Raw genomic sequence first — 17,241 nt, 5'->3', positions numbered from 1 at the left:
CCGCCCTCGGGAGAATCGAACATGATCAGGCTATTGATGGTTTTGACTGTCGGCGTTGCGCTTGCCTATGGTGCCGGTCCGGCCCTGGCCCAGCCCGCACCCGTCGTGCCGCAGACCGGGATCGAGCCGGTCGATACATTGGGCAATGAAGTCAACACGGCCGTTCAGAACGCCCCAACCACGGCGCAGGGCCTGGCCAACACGATCGTTCCCGGCTCGGGTGATGCAGCCAAGGCTCTGGTCGACATCGCCGCCTCGGCCGATCCGGTCGGCGCGGTGGTCGGGGCCGTGCTGGGCGGACTTGAGAGCAAGCTGCTCGAAGTCGTCCTTGAACATGGCAAGCTCAAGGAGCGGGTGACGACGCTCGAGGCCGACAATACCAAGCGCGCCGTCGACCTCCAGCACGCCCGCGCCCTGGTTGACCAGCAGGCAACCCAGATCGCCACCTTGACCCAGCAGGTGCAGTCCATGCAGAGCGAAATGGCCGCCGCACTGGGCGCTATGGAACAGCAGGCAGGAAGCCTGCAGGCTAGGATCGCCGAACTCGAACGCACCAAGGGAACGATCACCGCGCCGTTCAAGGTCTTGGATTCGTCGGGTTTCCCGATGGTGCTGATCGATGAAAACGGTGCCACCTTCTCTATCGTCGGCGGCGGTTCGACCAATATTGCCCTCAAGCAGGGCAGTCATCCCCAGATCTATCTGGGCGACCAGGCGAGCGGCGTCTCGATTGAAGCCGGCGAGACCAACCGCATCAGCATTGTCAGCGGCGATAGCGCCGTGTTCGAACTCAAGCAGGATGCCGGCCAGGGCGTCATGATGACCGCAACGACCACCGAAGGCTCGGTGGAGCTGGGTTCGGGCCCGGGCCTTGTCGGCATCATGGTCAAAAAGGGCGATCAGCCAGCAGCGGGCCTCGGCACGTTCGACGGTCGCGGCATTGCGCTGCGGGTCTTTGCCGCCAGCGGCATGGTTGTCGGCGCCATGGGTGAAAATCCGGGCGCGCCCGGCACCGGCATTGCCTATGTCGGCAATGGCACGCAGAACGCGGCAGCACTCGCCGTCGCCCAGGATGGCTCTGGCATCGTCCATGCCTTCGCCACCGATGGCACGGTCGGTTCGGGGCTGATCGGCGGAGACCGCATGGTTGCGGCCTATAATGCGGCAGGCAACGCAGTGGTGACGATCGGCAAGTCCGAGAACTCGGAAGGCGGCAATGTCACCGCGCGTGACCCGGCCGGCGATGGCATCTTTCGCGCCGGCTATAACAGCGCGGTGACCGGCGGCGATGCCTGCGTCTACCGCGCCAAACGGCAGAATGTATTCTGCCTGGGCATCGGCGCGCCGGGCATGGGAATCGGGACCTTCTGATGCCGGCTGAGACCAAGAAGGGGCCGCCCTATCTCGGGCGCCGCCTGCTGATCTTCCTTCTGCTCGGCGTGCCGCTGGGCAGTATGCTACTCCTGCTCGCCCTGCCGCTGGCCATGAACCTCGATATGGGTGAGGCCTATGCCGATCCGGCAGGCCTGCCCCTCTTGATCCTGCTGCCTCCCTTCTGGGTCGTCGGCGCGCTGCCGGCATTGCTCTGCGGCGGTCTGGACGCCAAGCTCGCGCGGACGCCACTCGCGCCGCTGCTGCGTGCACTCTCAACCGGCTGCTTGGCCGCGCTTTTGACGTTGCTCCCAGTGTTTGGATTTTACGCCTCGGGCACGATACGCGGCTTCCTGCCACTTTCAGTCGGCCTTGCCGGGTTGGTTGCCGCGGTAGCGTGCAGCGTGCTGTCAGCTGTGGTCGACAGGATTTCCTCTCAGCACAGCCAGCAGAGCTGACGATCCGTCATCAGGACATGCGACCTTGATGTCGCCGACAGGATTGTGCATCGAAACTCCAATCGGCAAAAGTCTGACTCAGTCGCCAACCGCATTGGCAAGAAGATAGGCGACCCGAGACTGGTGGCCGCAGAGCGCCGCCACCAGCAATTAATCGTCCGCGTGTCGTCGGCGCCGCCCGCTGCCAGCGAGGCGCGGCGCTAAAAGTGGACCGACTTTGAGTCGATCGGGTTCGACGAGGTCGGCGGAGCGAACTTGGTCAGGTCTATCCCGATGACCGCGTCCTTGTATTCCTGAGCGCTCGGCGTACGACCGAGGATAGCCGACAGCACAACGACCGGGGTCGAGGCCAGCAAGGACTCGCCTTTCTTTTCCGGGGTATCCTCAACAACACGGCCCTGAAAGAGACGGGTCGAGGTCGCCAGAACGGTGTCGCCCTTCTCTGCCTTCTCCTGGTTGCCCATGCAAAGATTGCAGCCTGGGCGCTCCAGGTACAGGATGTTCTCGTATTCGGTGCGGGTGGTGGTCTTGGGTTTCAGGTCATCGAACTCGAACCCCGAATATTTCTGCAGGATTTCCCAATCACCTTCGGCCTTCAGCTCATCGATGATGTTGTAGGTCGGCGCGGCGACCACCAATGGCGCCTTAAACTCGACCTTGCCCTCGGCCTTCTCGATATTCTTGAGCATTTGCGCGACGATCTTCATGTCGCCCTTGTGCACCATGCAGGAGCCGACGAAGCCGAGGTCCACCTTCTTGGCGCCGCCGTAATAGGAGACCGGGCGGATCGTATCGTGCGTGTAGCGCCTGGAGACGTCGGAATTGTTGACGTCGGGGTCAGCGATCATCGGCTCATCGATGACGTCGAGATCGACCACCACCTCGGCGAAGTACTTCGCATTGGCGTCGGGCGTCAGCGCCGGCTTTTCGCCCGAGCGGATTTCAGCGATGCGGCGGTCGGCCTTCGCGATCAGGCCTTTCAGCGTCTGGGCGGCGTTGTCCATGCCCTTATCGATCATGATCTGCATGCGCGACTTGGCGATTTCGAGGGATTCGATCAGCGTCTCGTCTTCCGAGATACAGATCGACGCCTTGGCTTTCATTTCGGCCGTCCAGTCGGTGAAGGTGAAGGCCTGGTCGGCGAGCAAAGTGCCGATATGGACCTCGATGATGCGGCCCTGGAAGACGTTGTCGCCGTGCTGCTGCAGCATTTGCGCCTGGGTGGCGTGGACCACGTCGCGGAAGTCCATATGCGGCTGCATCTTGCCTTTGAAGGTCACCTTGACCGATTGCGGGATCGGCATGGTGGCTTCGCCGGTCGCCAGCGCCAGCGCCACGGTGCCGCTATCGGCGCCAAAGGCCACGCCCTTGGACATGCGGGTGTGCGAGTCACCACCGATGATGATGTCCCAATCATCCACGGTGATGTCGTTGAGCACCTTGTGGATCACGTCGGTCATCGCGTGATACTGGCCCACCGGGTCGCGGGCGGTGATGACGCCGAAATTGTTCATGAAGGCCATGAGCTTCGGGATATTGGCCTGGGCCTTTTTGTCCCAGACCGAGGCTGTGTGGCAGCCCGACTGATAAGCGCCGTCGACGAGTGGCGAGATGACGGTGGCCGCCATCGCCTCGAGCTCCTGCGCCGTCATCAGGCCTGTCGTATCCTGCGAACCGACGATATTCACGGTGACGCGGACGTCCGAGCCGGCATGCAGCACCTTGCCCGGCGTAACGCCGACCGCATTTCGGTTGAATATCTTCTCGACCGCCGTCAGGCCTTGGCCCTCGACGGTAATTTCCTTGTTCGGGGCGAAAACCGGGGTCGGTTCGACGCCCAGGGTTTGGGCGGCAAAGGTCTGCAGCTTCTTGCCGAAGACGATGGCGTAGGAGCTACCCGCCTTCATGAATTCGGCCTTCTGCGGCGTGAAGGCCGAGGCGATATCCACGAGCTCCTTGCCGTCAGCGTCGCGCAGCTTCTTGGTCTTGGTGTCGATCTTGAGGACCGTGCCGGTCTCCACCGAGTATTTCTGCTCGAGAACAGGGTTGCCCTCATTGTTGAGGATCGGCTTGCCGTCCTCCCCGAGCTTCTTGACCCAGTTCTTGAGATTGAGGCCGATGCCGCCGGTCACGTCGACCGTCGTGGCAAAGATTGGCGAAATGCCGTTGGTGCCGGCGACAACAGGGGCGTAGTTGACGAAGGGTACATAAGGGCTGGACCGCTTGCCGGTCCACAGCGCCACGTTGTTGACACCGGACATGCGCGAGGAGCCCACGCCCATCGTGCCTTTTTCGGCGATCATCATGACGCGCTTGTCGGGGTGCTGCTTCTGCAGTGCCACGATTTCCCGCTGTGCCTCGGGTGTCATCATGCACTGGCCGTGCAGTTCACGATCCGAGCGGGAATGCGCCTGATTGCCGGGCGACAGCAGGTCGGTCGAGATATCGCCTTCGGCGGCGATATAGGTCACAACCTTGATCTCGTCCTCGACATCGGGAAGCTTGGTGAAGAACTCGGCCTTGGCGTAGCTTTCGAGCACGCCCTTAGCCACGGCATTGCCGGCCTTATAGGCATCGCGCAGCCGGAACATGTCGGCGTCGTAGAGGAAGACCTGGGTCTTGAGCACCTCGCCTGCCTGTGAGGCAACCGCGGCGTCCTCGCCGAGGGCGATATCGAGCAACACCTCCACCGACGGACCGCCCTTCATATGCGACAGCAATTCGAGGGCAAAGGCCGGCGTGATCTCGGGAACCACGGTCTCGCCTTCGACGATCTGCTTGAGGAAGGCCGCCTTGACCGAAGCGGCGGGCGTGGTGCCGGGCAGCGTGTTGTAGATGAAGAACTTGAGCGCATCGGCGCGCTGCGGATTGCTCGCATCGCGGATGATCGCAATGATCTCTCCGGTGAGGCCGCCGGCATCGATGGGCTTGGGTGCGAGCCCTTGATTTTCTCTGCTTTTGATTTCGGCCAGGTAATCGGAGTAGAGGGTCATCATCATCTCAACATAATGGGGATGCGGCGCTTTATAGCAGCGCCAGCAATGGTGCAGTTCTTCTCGGCCGGGGGCTCTGGCGTTCCGAGCACGTCCACCCGGACCTGCGAGGAAGATACCGCATTCAATGAAAAAAAGTACTTTCGATTCAGCAAGGGCCGGTCGAAGAATAGCAACGCTCGAACTTGTCGAATTGGAAACCGTGGCCAAGGTCGTTTCTAGTAGCCTATCTCCGTGCAACCTATCCGGCGAGACGATCGACGGCCGTCCCGATTGCTAGCGACAAATAGCAAACATGATTGACAAAGTCATTGACTCTTCGGGGCCCAGACGCCGCGCCTCGGCCTTGCCGTGGTGGGCGTGGCACTGACCGCAACGGTGACGGCCGCCTCGGGGCCCATCGGCTTTATTTCGCTGGTCGTTCATGCTCAAACCAGTTGCATGGCCAAGGTGTAGTCCAGGCTGATGATGCTCGTGACGGCACTTTCGGCGTCCGTCGCGGCACTGCCCTCGATGGCGGTCAGGAGCGAGGTGTGAGCCCGAAGTGATTGCCGGAAATAGTCATGCTCTCCAGCGCCGCCCAGCGACTTGAGCGCCAAGGCCAGGGTTAGTTCGACGATGCCGGTCACCGATCGTAGCAAGCTGTTGCCGGAACTTTCGGCGATGGCGCGATGGATTTCCAGGCTTGCCAGGCCATGACCTTCCGGACTGTGCTGGGCAATGTCCATCTGGTGCAGCCAGTACTTCATTGCGCGAACATGTTCGGCCGTGCGGCGCTGACTTGCCAGGTCGACGGCGCGAAGCTCCAAGGCCCGCCGCGTATCGAACAGGCTTTCGTAAAAACGGCGATCCGGCTTGGCATAAAAGTGCCAGGACAGAACCTGCGGATCGAAGAAATTCCAGCGGCTGACGGGCGAAACGCGCGTACCGACTTTTGGCCGCGCCTCGACCATCCCCTTGGACTCAAGCGTCTTGAGCGCCTCGCGCAGCACGGTGCGCGATACGCCATATGTTTCCATCATGACGGCGTCGCTGGCGAGAATGGAGCCAACGGGAAATCGGCCCGTGACGATGCCAAGGCCGATTTCGTTGATGACGAAGGTATGGAAATTCCGTGCAGCGGGTCGCCCGGAGAGTGAGCGAATGAGGCTGCCTGCTTCGATCATACTAAGCTTTCTCGGGCGATTCTTCTCCGGAAGCGGAGGCCGCGAATATGATGCGCTGCAAGACGATGAACAAGAATAGCAGTATGCCAATCACGATCTTGGTCCACCAACTCGATAGCGTACCATCAAAGATGATGTAGGTCTGGACGAGACCAAGCAGCATGACGCCGACAAAAGTGCCCAGGACGAAGCCGTAGCCGCCGGTGAGCAGCGTGCCTCCGATGACGACGGCGCTGATTGCGTCTAGTTCCACGCCCACCGCCGCAAGCGGATAGCCCGCCGAGGTGTAGAGCGAAAAGACGATGCCGGCCAGGGCGGCCAGCACGCTCGACAGCGTGTAAATCTGTACCGTGGTACGCGCCACCGGCACGCCCATCAGCGATGCGGAAACAGGGTTACCCCCCAGCGCGTAGACGTATGAGCCAAAGCGGGTGCGATGCGCCAACAAGGCCCCCAGCAGAAAGATGGCCACCATCAACAAGCCGATAAAGCTCAGCCGCCCGCCCCCGGGCAGCCGGATGATGAGATCGGAAATGGCGCTGTAGAAGTCGTGGTTGATTGGCACCGAATCCTGAGTGATGACCGACGCGCCGCCGCGAGCGAGGAACATACCGGCAAGGGTGACAATGAAACTAGGCACCTGGAGATAGTGAATGGCAGCGCCCATGGCTGCGCCGAATATGGCCGCGACACCCAATGCGATCGCGAAGGCGGCCAGCGGGTGAAAACCCAGCCAAGAGATAAGAACCGCCACCAGCACGCCGGTAAAGCCGATGACAGCGCCGACCGACAGGTCGATACCACCGGAAATGATGACGAAGGTCATCCCGACTGCGGCAATACCCAGAAAGGCGTTGTCGGTCAGAAAATTGCCCAGCACCCTGGTCGAAAGCATGCCCGGGAATTGCATGACGCTGAGGGCATAGGCGATGATGAAAATGACGGCGGTGGCAGCGAGCGGGCGAAGACTGCGTTTCATTTCGGTGCTGCCCGCCTCGTATCGCGCTTGAAGAAGCCGGCCGCGTTGCCGACCAGCGGCGATTGCAGCATCAGGATTAGGATGATCATGCCAGCCTTGACGATGAGGTTGAATTCCGGCCGGAAACCGGAGACCAGAATGCCGGTATTCATTGCCTGAATGATCAACGCGCCGACGACGGCCAGTGGGATCGAGAATTTGCCGCCCAGCAGCGACGTGCCGCCGATAACCACCGCGAGGATGGCGTCGAGTTCGAGCCACAGGCCCGAATTGTTGGCATCGGCGCCGCGAATGTCGGCTGCCACGACGATGCCGGCTATGGCCGCGCAGAACCCGGAAAGCGCATAGACCAGCATCAGCAGCATGCGGCTGTGAATTCCAGCCAGCGAAGCGGCCGAGCGGTTGACGCCGATTGCCTGGATAAAAAGGCCGATGGCCGTGCGCCGCACCAGGAGCGTCACAAGGATCATCAGCACCAGCGCGATCACCGCGGCCATGGGAAAGCCCAGGAACGAGCCGGTGCCGATGAAGATCAGGGCGGGATCGTTGAAGGTGACGATCGAGCCTTCGGTGATGAGTTGGGCGATGCCGCGCCCGGCCACCATCAGCACCAGCGTGGCGACGATGGGCTGGATGTCTAGCACGGCGACGAGGAAGCCGTTCCAAAGCCCGCAGGTCAAGCCGACCAGCAGTGCCGCGACCACCGCAATGGGGGTTGGGTAACCCGCCACGACCATGGTCGCGGCCACCGCGCCACAAACCGCCATGATGGCGCCCACCGACAGGTCGACGCCTTTCGTTGCAATGACGCCGGTCATGCCGATGGCGAGGATTGCCACCGGAGCGCCGCGATTGATGACGTCGATGGCGCTGCCGAAGAGCCGCCCATCCTGCCAGGAGATGCGGAAGAAGTTCGGAAAAAGGGCCCAGTTGATCAGCAGAACGGCGACCAGCGCTAGCAATTGCGGATTGGCGAGCCGCTCGAGATGGAGCCGCTTCATGCGACGGCCTCGTCTGGGTTATTGGCGATCGCCTGGACGATGATGCCGGGATTGATGTTCTTGCCACGCAGCTCGGCAACCATTTCGCGGTCGCGCATCACCACGATGCGCGAGCTGTAGGCGACGACCTCGTCGAGCTCGGAGGAAATGACCAGCATGGCCATGCCTTCGTCGCGCAGGCGATTGATGGTGCGCACGATCTCGGCGTGGGCGCCGACATCGATGCCGCGCGTCGGCTCATCGAGAATGAGAAAGGCCGGATCGGTCGCGAGCCAGCGCGACAGGATGACCTTTTGTTGGTTGCCGCCTGACAGCAGTTTGACGGGCATATCGAGCGAGGCGGCCCGGATATCCATGGCCTCCCCGAATTCGCCCGCAATCTCGAGTTGTTCGTCGCGGTTGAGCGCCTTGAACCAGCCGAGCTTGCCCTGCAGGGCAATGACGATGTTTTCGCGCACGCTTAGGTCGCCCAGAATGCCCTCGGCCTTGCGATCCTCGGGGCAAAAGCCAAATCCATGCTTGATGGCGTCGGTGGTGCGGCGGATAGCGGAGGGTTGGCCTCTCACGCTGACTGTCCCCTGATCGGAGGGGTCTGCGCCAAACATGATCCGAGCGACCTCGGTACGGCCCGAGCCGAGCAGGCCGGCAACGCCGACGACCTCGCCCTTGTGGATCGTTAGATCGAATGGCAACACGCTGCGTTTGCGGCCATAACCGCGAAATTCGAGCAGGACATCGCTGGGCGCATCGCTCGGCTCGATGTCGGTCGCGCCAGAGAAGGCAATGTCCTTGCCCAGCATCAGCCGCACCACGTCGGTACGGGTGAGGGCATCAAGCGTACGGGTCTCAATCAGGCGACCATTGCGCAGCACGGTGACGCGGTCGGAAATGGCGAAGACCTGATCGAGGAAATGGGTGATAAAGATGATGGCGAGGCCTTTGGCCTTGAGGCCGCGAATTACCTCGAACAGACGCTCGACCTCGTTGCGGTCGAGGCTCGCAGTTGGCTCGTCAAGGATCAGCACCTTGCCTGACAATTGCACGGCGCGGGCGATGGCGACAATCTGCTGAACGGCCACAGAGTGGCTGCCCAACTCGCTCGACGGATCGATTTTGAGGTCATAATTGGCCAGCAGCACTTTCGCGTCCGCTTCCATCTTGCGCACGTCGACGAAGCCAAAGCGTAGCGGCTGGTGGCCGAGGAAGAGGTTTTCTGCCACCGATCGATTGGGCAGGAGGTTGACCTCCTGATAGACGGTGCCGATGCCGAAAGCCTGCGCGTGGAGGGGATTATCCAGCGAGATCTGCACGCCATTAGCGTAGACGCCGCCGCCATCGGGCTGGTAAGCACCGGTCAGAATCTTGATGAGCGTGGATTTGCCGGCGCCGTTTTCGCCGAGAAGAGCGTGTACTTCACCCGCCCCGAGGCCGAAGTCGACATTGTCGAGCGCAACGTGGTTGCCAAAGATCTTGGTGACGCCGCGCGCTTCGAGCACATATTGATTGTCCTGCATGCCAGCCTCCCCCTAAGCCGTCGCAACCCCGCCAGCGATGTCACCCCGGCTTCGCCAGGATGACACCATGGCTGGTATGGGTCCCGCTAACTAGTAGCCCAGAGCCTTGCGAGTGTCATATTCGCCCTGCGGGTTGTCAGCGGGCGTATAGAGCTTGGACTCGGTGATGATGAACTTCTCCGGCTCGGTGCCATCAGCGAGAAATGCCGAGAGCGCCTGGAAGGCGGGGCCGGCCATGTTCGGCGTCAGCTCGACGGTAGCATTTGCTTCCCCGGCGACCATGGCTGCGAAAATGTCCGGAACGCCGTCGATCGACACAACCTTGATGTCGACACCAGGCTTGAGGCCCGCATCCTTGATTGCTTGGATAGCGCCGACGGCCATGTCGTCATTATGAGCATAGACGGCGCAAATATCGGCGCCGCCGTTTTCAGCCTTGATGAAGCCCTCCATTACTTCCTTGCCCTTAGCGCGGGTGAAGTCGCCGGTCTGGCTGCGGGCGATGACGAGGTTGGCGTGGCCGGCAATCGCCTCTTCAAAGCCCTGCTTGCGGTTGATCGCCGGCGTCGAGCCGACCGTGCCCTGCAGCTCGACGATCTTGCAGTCAGCATCACCAACCTCGGCGACGAGCCACTCGCCAGCAACGCGGCCTTCGAGTACCTGGTCCGATGCAACGGACGTCAAGTAAAGGTCCTCTGGCGCATCGACGCCGCGGTCGAGCAGCATGACCGGGATTTCGGCTTCCTTGGCTTCGGTCAGCACGTCCTCCCAACCGGTGGCGACCACCGGCGCGACCAGGATCGCGTCGACACCCTGCGCGATGAAACCGCGAATGGCCTTGATCTGGTTCTCCTGCTTCTGCTGCGCGTCGGCGAATTTGAGGTCGATGCCCAGAGCTTCGGCCTGCTGCTTGGTCACCGACGTCTCCGCAGCACGCCAGCCCGATTCAGAACCGATCTGGCTGAAGCCTATGGTCAGCCCCTGCAGGTTTTCCTGCGCCATGCTGACGGAAGTCAAAGCGGTAGCGAGGCTCGCCGCGATGGCGAGCTTGGAAATAATGGTCACGATGTCCTCCCAATGTGGCCGTCGCGGCGTGTTCACCTGCGACGATGAGGGGACGCTACATAAAGTACTATTATATGTAAAGTAGGAATGGAGCGGCGCTGAATTGACCGTTTGGTGGCCATGTCCGCGCTGCTGGGCCACTGTGCAGCGCAAGTTTCTATTGGCCGCACCCAACCTTGGCTTCGTCGTCCTCCGCTTCAGGAAGCACGATCTCAATTCGCGTGCCTTGCCCAGGGCGGGACCAGGCACGGGCCTCGCCGCCGTGAGCACGCGCTATGGCACGAACGACGGCAAGCCCCAGGCCAGAGCCACCGCCGGCGCGCGAGCGTGAATCGTCGCCGCGCCAGAAGCGTTCGAACACGCGATGCTCCTGCCCGCGTGGCAGCCCGGAGCCGAAATCCGTGCAACTCAGCACCGCCTGCGCGTTCATCGCACTGGTTTCAATGACGACGATGCCCCGGCCGCCGTAACGGCGCGCATTGTCGAGAACCGCCAAAAGGGCCTGGCGCACGCGTGCCGCATCGATCCGGACCATGACAGGCGCCAGCTTGCACTCGATCTGAAATCCCGCATCGATAAGGTCCGGGGCGATCATGTCGACGACCCTGGCGGCCTCGACGGCAAGGTCGGTGCGCACGAGATGCAGATCGAGGTGGCCGGCGGAAAACAGCCCCAGCGTTCGCAGGTCGTCGACCAGGCGCGAGAGGTCTTCCACCTGACTGGTCAAGCTACGATAGAGTTCCGGACTGGGCTCAAACACGCCGTCCGCCAAACCCTGCAGCCGGCCACGCAGCACGGTCAGTGGCGTCCGAAGCTCATGGGCTATGGCCGAATTGGAATACTGCAATTCTGCCTCGGACCGTTCTAGCTGGTCGGCCATCAGGTTGAAGTCGGCAATGAGCGTGTCGGTTTCTCCGAAGCCCTTGCCATGCCAAACAGCCCTGGCGCCCAGATCGCCCGAGGAGACGGCGCGGGCCGCCACGGCGACAGCCTCAAGCGGTCGGCTGAGGCGCTGTGCCAACCGCCATCCGGCTAGGCACGCGATCAACAAGCCGATGGCGAGCAGCACAGCCAAGACGAGATAGTCCAGCGTGCCCAAACCGTCCATGTCGATGGCCCAGGGCCATAGTCGCCAGACGATCTCGTAGATGGCGTATGACCCGCCCATCGTGACGATGAAGGACCCGACCAGGACCAGCCCCATGATGACGATGACCTGACGGTTCAGCCCAGCAGCCTTACCCATTGCCGAGCCCCAACCGATATCCGATGCCCCTCACTCCCGTCAGCAGTTCAGGCGCGCCAGCCGCCGCCAGCTTGCGACGCAAATTGCTCATGTGACTGTCCACGGTTCGATCGAGCGCATCGCCCTCGGGCAGACAGGCATCCACGAGTTCACTGCGTTCGAAGGCGCGGCGCGGCGAGCGGGCCATATGCTCCAGTAGCCGAAACTCGGTGCGCGTAAGTTGCAACATGACGGTGCCGTCCGGGAGGGACAGATAGGCCTGATACGCCGAGGGATCCACGACCAGCGTCCCCACGCGAAGAACCGGTTCCTGTGTCTGGCCCATGGTGCGGCGCAGCACAGCCTTGGCGCGCGCCACGACTTCCAGCGGGTTGAAGGGTTTGACCACATAGTCATCGGCACCGAGCCGCAGGGCATGGAGCTTGTCCAGGTCCTCGCCCAGGGCGGTGATCATGATCACCGGCGTATCGCCGCGCTGGCGTATCCAGTTCAGGATTTCGAACCCATCGGCGCCAGGCAGCTTCACGTCGAGGATCACCAAATCCGGTTTCACCCGCTGGAAATGCGCCAACCCAATGCTGCCGTCGCCTGCACTGATCGTGCGGAACCCTTCCTTGGACAGATAGGCCTGGAGGATTTCGGCGATCTCCATCTCGTCCTCGACTATGAGGACCAGGGCATTCTGCATGCTTGTCCCTCCAATCCATGCGTTTGCGGCATGACATAGCATCTCCGCTCACTGCGTAAATGGCTCGCGCCGGGTCTGCACGAAACCTGCACAAACTCTGGATGAAGCGTCGACAAAGCTACGGCAAGAAGCGCCCATTATCTTGGGAGCGCCATATGTCCGGCAAACCGACACCACTACCGGCCGTCAGCGAGCACGGCGGGCGCGAACCATCCGCCAAACCGGACTGGGCCCTGACAACGCGGGAAAGGCGCCGGGCCGTACTCAAGGCCGCCGGCCTGGAGTCTCGTCCGCGAAAATGGCTCTGGTTCCTTATCATCGCCGCCGGAGCACTAGCGGTCGGCGCTGTTGTGCTCACGGGTGACGAACCGCTGCTGGAAGCGGCGGGAGTGACTGTTTCCACCGACCAGACGGCGCCGACCACGATGCTGATACATCCGCTCGATGTGACGACCATCGTACCCAAGACCTTGCAGGAGACGCTGCGCGTCAGCGGCCCGCTGTCTCCGCGCCGGCAGGTGCAGCTCACCGCGGGCGTGGCCGGCACCCTGAAGGTTGTGAATGTGCGGCTCGGCGATCGCGTGCGGCAGGGCGATGTTCTGGTGCAGATCGATATCGAGACGTTGCGGGCCCAGCTCGAACAGCAGCGCGGCACGCTCGCCGCCAATCGGGCGCAGTTGGCCTTGGCCGAGAGCCAGCTCGATCGTTCCACCCGTCTGGCAGAGCGCGGGATCGCAACGGCGGCTACCCTGGAGACCGACCGTCGCAATCTCGAAGTCCAGCGCGCGAACCTGGCCGCGCAAGAAGCCTCCGTGGCGGCGGCGGAGATTGCGGTGCGCAACGCCACAGTCGTTGCGCCATTCGACGGTATCGTGGCTTCGCGCGACGTGGAGCCCGGCCAGATCGTTGCCAACGGCGCCAACCTGATCCAGATCGTAGATCTGGCTACCATGTCCATGGCAGCCGTCGTTCCGGTCAGCAGCAGCAGGCTGGTGGCGTCCGGCCAAACCGTAACCTTCACCATCGATGGAATGTCGGCAAATAGTCGATTTTCGGGACATGTCGAGGGCGTGAGCCCGACGACATCAGCCGGAACCCGCAATACGCCCATCTCTATCGTCGTCGAGAATCCCGAAGGCGATTTGCGCGGCGGCATGTTCGCCACCGGCCAGATCGTATTGGAGTCGGCCGAGGCGGCGCTGGCGGTGCCCACCGCAGCGATCCGCGAGGACCAGGCAGGCGCTTTCGTCCTCAAGATTGTCGAGGGGCGGCTGGAGCGGCAGGCCGTAGCCCCGGGACGCACCTGGCAGGCGAACAGCATGGTCCAGGTGCTCGACGGCCTCCGCGCCGGTGACCGGATCGTTTCGGCACCCCTCAAGGACCTCGCTCCCGGCGCCCCGGTCAGCGTGGCGGAGATATAGGCATGTTTCTCACCCGCATCAGCGTCAACCATCCGGTCTTTGCCACCATGCTCATGGTGGCGTTGGTCGTTTTCGGCATTTACTCCTTCCAGCGCCTGCCCATCGAGCAGATGCCCAATACCGATATTCCGATCGTCGCCGTGGTCGTCAGCTATCCGGGTACGTCGCCGCAGGCCGTCGAGACCGACATCGTCAAGCCCATCGAAGATGCGATGTCGACCATCAGTGGTCTCGATAAGATCCAGTCGACGGCCCAACCGGGCTCGGCCATGGTCCTCATCCAATTCAAGTTGCAGGTGAACTCCGCCACCGCCATGCAAGGTGTACGCGACCGCCTGGCCGGCATCGAGGGGAGCCTGCCCAAGGCAGCACGCAAGCCTGAAGTGTTCAGCTACGACCCTTCGTCCACACCGATCATCTCGCTGGCCGTAAGCTCGTCGAGCCGGTCATTGCAAGAGCTCACCACCATGGCGCGGGACCGCATGGTCAACCGGCTGCGAAACGTCGCCGGCGTGGGCGCTGTGACCATGGTGGGCGGCGTGCCGAGCCAAATCCAGGTCACCGTCGATCCCCAGCGCATGGAAGCCTATGCCGTCGGCATGAGCGACGTCATGAGCGCCATAGCGGCGAACAACGCCGATTTGCCGGCCGGCTCGATCAAGGAAGGCACGACGGTGCAGTCCATCCAGGTCCAGGGCAAGATCGAGAGTATCGAAGGGTTTTCCCGTATCATCGTGACCCGGCAAGGTGGGCAGCCGGTTTATCTGGCAGACGTCGCCCGCGTGTCCGAAGGCGTTTCGGAGCCTATCAGCCTGGCGTATCTCAACGGCGAGCGGGCATTGGCCATAGACGTTCTCAAGGTGCAGGGCGCCAATACGGTGCAGGTGGCGCGCGATATCCAGCAGATCGTGGCCAATCTATCGGGTGACGTTCTCCCCCAAGACGTCAGCGTGGATGTCATCGCCAATGACGCGACGCCGGTGGAGGAGTCTCTGTCGGCCGTACAGAACATGCTGTTGGAAGGCGCTATCCTCTCGGTGGTGATCGTCTTCTTGTTCCTGAACTCATGGCGCTCCACCGTCATCACCGGGCTCACCCTGCCGATCGCCCTGATCGGAACCATGGTTGCGCTCAATTTCCTGGGCTACACCCTCAACATCATGACGCTTATGGCCCTGTCGCTATCGGTGGGCATCCTCATCGACGACGCCATCGTGGTGCGCGAGAACATCACCCGACACCTCCATATGGGCAAAGGGCACCGTCGGGCGGCCTTGGAAGGCACCAAGGAGATCGGCCTGGCCGTGCTGGCAACGACGCTCTCCATCGTCGCAGTCTTCCTCCCGGTCGCCTTTATGGACGGCATGATGGGACGGTTTTTCCTGCAGTTCGGCGTCACCGTCTCCGTGGCGGTGATGCTGTCGCTGTTCGTTGCCTTCACGCTGGACCCCATGATGTCGAGCGTCTGGTACGACCCAGATGCCGAGCCCAATGCGAAGCGCGGTCCGATAGGCCGGACGGTGCAGCAGTTCGACCGGTTCTTCGAATGGGTCGCTAGCGGATACACGGCGGTTTTGCGCTGGTGCCTCAGGCACCGCGTCGCGACGCTCGTGGCCACCGTGGCGCTTTTTGCCGCCAGCTTCCTGCTCGTCCCCCGGGTCGGCGTCGAGTTCCTGCCAAGCCAGGACAATGGCACGCTCCGGGTGGAGCTGAAGACCGCGATCGGCTCGTCGCTCGACTACACCGCCGCCAAGGCCACCCAGGTGGAGGCCATGATCCGCAAATTGCCGGAAGTGGAGCGCACCTACACGACGCTCAGCGCCGGGGCGGCCGCCGCGGGCGCCAACAGTGCCAGCATCGAGGTTCGATTGGTGCCGCAGGACCATCGTACCGCATCCGCCAAGGACGTGACCGACAGCGTGCGTTCGCTGCTGGCGCAGGTGCCGGGACTTAGCGCCGTGATCAGCTCGGGCGACGGCTTTGGCGCCGGCGGCAAGCCCATTCAGATCATCGTGCAGGGACAGGATCTGGCGGTCCTGCAAGAGATCGGAGAGGACGTAGCTGTGCGCCTTGCGGCCATTGACGGCGCCGTGGACGTGGCATCCTCCCTGCGACCCGCACAACCGATAGTCGGCATCAGAATTGATCCCGAGCGCGCCAGCGCCCTTGGTGTCACGGCGCAGCAGATCAGCGCCGCCCTCGCGCCCATGCTGAATGGCGAGACCGTCACCAAGTGGACTGCGCCCGACGGCAAGACCTTCGACATGATCGTGCGGGTCGATGAAACGGCGCGCGATCGGGTCGCCTCGCTCAACAGTCTTCCGATAGCACCGGGCCCTGGCAATGCCGGGGGCCTGATTCATCTCAACCAGGTCGCCGACATCACCCGCATCGAGGGGCCAGCGGAAATTCTGCGGCAGGGGCTGGATCGGCGCGTCACCATCGACGCGAACCTCTCCAGTACCGCACCGCCGGACGTCTTCGCACAGATCTCGGCGCTGACGGCGAGCCTCGATCTTCCCGAGGGCTATCGCCTGGGAACCGGGGGTGACGCAGAAAACCTGGCGGAAACCGGCGCTTCGACCGTTTCGGCGCTGCTGCTGGCGGTGATCTTCATCTATCTGGTGCTGGCATCGCAGTTCGGCAGCTTCCTGCAGCCGCTCGCCATCATGGTTTCACTGCCGCTCTCGCTCGTGGGTGTCATCGCCGGCCTGCTGATCGGCGGCTCGACGCTCAACATGATGTCGATGATCGGTTTCATCATGCTCATGGGTCTGGTGGTGAAGAACGCAATCCTGCTGGTCGACAATGCCAACCAGCAGGTCAAGGACGGCATCAACCTGTTCGACGCCCTCGTCACCGCCGGCGCGGTTCGCTTCAGGCCGATCGTGATGACGACGCTCGCCATGATTCTTGGCATGCTGCCGCTGGCCTTGAACCTGCACCACGGCAGCAGTCAGAACGCACCGATGGCCCATGCCGTGATCGGCGGGCTGATCAGTTCGACGCTGCTAACCCTCGTCGTCGTGCCGGTCATCCTGACCTATCTCGACAGTTTCGCCCGCATCATGGCGCGCTTCATGCCGAAGCGTCCCGTCGATCACGATGCTGGCGGTGACCTTCCAGTCCACGAAGCCTGACCTCGCGATCAGCGATTTCCACTGAACGTCCATGGAAGCCGCGTCAATTCTGCACTGACGTGATGAACGCGGAGAAATGGGGGACCTCATCCGGGCCTTAGAGGGACGACGGGTCCACTACCAAGCTGTTCTTCGGCCCAGGCACGCTCAAACCCGCAACACCCTGACGGACCAGGCCCCACTACGTATCACCTCTCGA

12 protein-coding genes are annotated in these 17,241 nt (G+C 62.4%); 4 read left to right on the top strand and 8 right to left on the bottom strand.

Going from position 1 to position 17,241, the window contains the following annotated elements:
- Positions 1-21: 21 nt before the first annotated feature.
- Together MF606_RS04985 and MF606_RS04980 are read left to right on the top strand one after the other, a co-directional pair.
- The gene (locus MF606_RS04985) at positions 22-1,371 is read left to right on the top strand and encodes a hypothetical protein (RefSeq protein WP_240232581.1); all 1,350 of its coding nucleotides are present in this window, start codon (positions 22-24) and stop codon (positions 1,369-1,371) included.
- Positions 1,371-1,829: a hypothetical protein gene (locus MF606_RS04980; protein ID WP_240232579.1), complete on the top strand. Its 459-nt coding sequence runs from the start codon at positions 1,371-1,373 to the stop codon at positions 1,827-1,829. The genes MF606_RS04985 and MF606_RS04980 overlap by 1 nt, the downstream gene beginning before the upstream one ends.
- 200 nt (positions 1,830-2,029) lie before the next feature.
- On the opposite strand, the gene MF606_RS04975 is transcribed toward MF606_RS04980, so the two are convergent.
- From MF606_RS04975 to MF606_RS04940, 8 genes are all read right to left on the bottom strand, one after another.
- Complete coding sequence (locus tag MF606_RS04975) at positions 2,030-4,822, bottom strand: bifunctional aconitate hydratase 2/2-methylisocitrate dehydratase (RefSeq protein ID WP_240232573.1); 2,793 nt, start codon at positions 4,820-4,822, stop codon at positions 2,030-2,032.
- 428 nt (positions 4,823-5,250) lie between these two features.
- On the bottom strand, positions 5,251-5,988 hold the full coding sequence (locus MF606_RS04970; protein ID WP_240232572.1) for a FadR/GntR family transcriptional regulator: 738 nt from the start codon (positions 5,986-5,988) through the stop codon (positions 5,251-5,253).
- A gap of 1 nt (position 5,989) precedes the next feature.
- Positions 5,990-6,967 (bottom strand): galactofuranose ABC transporter, permease protein YjfF, encoded by a 978-nt coding sequence (gene yjfF / locus MF606_RS04965; RefSeq protein ID WP_240232570.1) that lies wholly within the window; start codon positions 6,965-6,967, stop codon positions 5,990-5,992.
- A complete protein-coding gene (locus MF606_RS04960) occupies positions 6,964-7,968 on the bottom strand; it encodes an ABC transporter permease (RefSeq protein WP_240232565.1) in 1,005 nt (334 codons plus the stop codon). The genes yjfF and MF606_RS04960 overlap by 4 nt, the downstream gene beginning before the upstream one ends.
- Positions 7,965-9,482 (bottom strand): sugar ABC transporter ATP-binding protein, encoded by a 1,518-nt coding sequence (locus MF606_RS04955; RefSeq protein WP_240232564.1) that lies wholly within the window; start codon positions 9,480-9,482, stop codon positions 7,965-7,967. The genes MF606_RS04960 and MF606_RS04955 overlap by 4 nt, the downstream gene beginning before the upstream one ends.
- Positions 9,483-9,572: 90 nt before the next feature.
- Complete coding sequence (ytfQ, locus tag MF606_RS04950) at positions 9,573-10,547, bottom strand: galactofuranose ABC transporter, galactofuranose-binding protein YtfQ (RefSeq protein ID WP_338084411.1); 975 nt, start codon at positions 10,545-10,547, stop codon at positions 9,573-9,575.
- Positions 10,548-10,704: 157 nt separating this feature from the next.
- Positions 10,705-11,793 (bottom strand): sensor histidine kinase, encoded by a 1,089-nt coding sequence (locus tag MF606_RS04945; RefSeq protein WP_240232563.1) that lies wholly within the window; start codon positions 11,791-11,793, stop codon positions 10,705-10,707.
- Complete coding sequence (locus MF606_RS04940; RefSeq protein ID WP_240232558.1) at positions 11,786-12,481, bottom strand: response regulator; 696 nt, start codon at positions 12,479-12,481, stop codon at positions 11,786-11,788. Before MF606_RS04940 ends, MF606_RS04945 begins: the two co-directional genes overlap by 8 nt.
- A 155-nt stretch (positions 12,482-12,636) precedes the next feature.
- On the opposite strand from MF606_RS04940, the gene MF606_RS04935 reads away from it, so the two are divergent.
- Complete coding sequence (locus MF606_RS04935) at positions 12,637-13,902, top strand: efflux RND transporter periplasmic adaptor subunit (protein WP_240232556.1); 1,266 nt, start codon at positions 12,637-12,639, stop codon at positions 13,900-13,902.
- A 2-nt stretch (positions 13,903-13,904) separates the two neighbouring features.
- A complete protein-coding gene (locus tag MF606_RS04930) occupies positions 13,905-17,042 on the top strand; it encodes an efflux RND transporter permease subunit (RefSeq protein WP_240232555.1) in 3,138 nt (1,045 codons plus the stop codon).
- Positions 17,043-17,241: the final 199 nt, after the last annotated feature.

The organism is Devosia lacusdianchii (assembly GCF_022429625.1).
Taxonomy (GTDB): Bacteria; Pseudomonadota; Alphaproteobacteria; order Rhizobiales; family Devosiaceae; genus Devosia; species Devosia lacusdianchii.
The sequence above is the reverse complement of the archived record's forward strand: the minus strand, read 5'-3'. Positions and strand labels throughout refer to the sequence as shown.

What these genes read in the sequence shown, in the direction of transcription:
- MF606_RS04945 (WP_240232563.1), bottom strand. Translation starts at nt 11,793, where the DNA reads ATGGGTAAGGCTGCTGGGCTGAACCGTCAGGTCATCGTCATCATGGGG.
- yjfF (WP_240232570.1), bottom strand. Translation starts at nt 6,967, where the DNA reads ATGAAACGCAGTCTTCGCCCGCTCGCTGCCACCGCCGTCATTTTCATC.
- MF606_RS04940 (WP_240232558.1), bottom strand. Translation starts at nt 12,481, where the DNA reads ATGCAGAATGCCCTGGTCCTCATAGTCGAGGACGAGATGGAGATCGCC.
- MF606_RS04970 (WP_240232572.1), bottom strand. Translation starts at nt 5,988, where the DNA reads ATGATCGAAGCAGGCAGCCTCATTCGCTCACTCTCCGGGCGACCCGCT.
- MF606_RS04935 (WP_240232556.1), top strand. Translation starts at nt 12,637, where the DNA reads ATGTCCGGCAAACCGACACCACTACCGGCCGTCAGCGAGCACGGCGGG.
- MF606_RS04930 (WP_240232555.1), top strand. Translation starts at nt 13,905, where the DNA reads ATGTTTCTCACCCGCATCAGCGTCAACCATCCGGTCTTTGCCACCATG.
- MF606_RS04975 (WP_240232573.1), bottom strand. Translation starts at nt 4,822, where the DNA reads ATGACCCTCTACTCCGATTACCTGGCCGAAATCAAAAGCAGAGAAAAT.
- MF606_RS04985 (WP_240232581.1), top strand. Translation starts at nt 22, where the DNA reads ATGATCAGGCTATTGATGGTTTTGACTGTCGGCGTTGCGCTTGCCTAT.
- MF606_RS04955 (WP_240232564.1), bottom strand. Translation starts at nt 9,482, where the DNA reads ATGCAGGACAATCAATATGTGCTCGAAGCGCGCGGCGTCACCAAGATC.
- MF606_RS04980 (WP_240232579.1), top strand. Translation starts at nt 1,371, where the DNA reads ATGCCGGCTGAGACCAAGAAGGGGCCGCCCTATCTCGGGCGCCGCCTG.
- MF606_RS04960 (WP_240232565.1), bottom strand. Translation starts at nt 7,968, where the DNA reads ATGAAGCGGCTCCATCTCGAGCGGCTCGCCAATCCGCAATTGCTAGCG.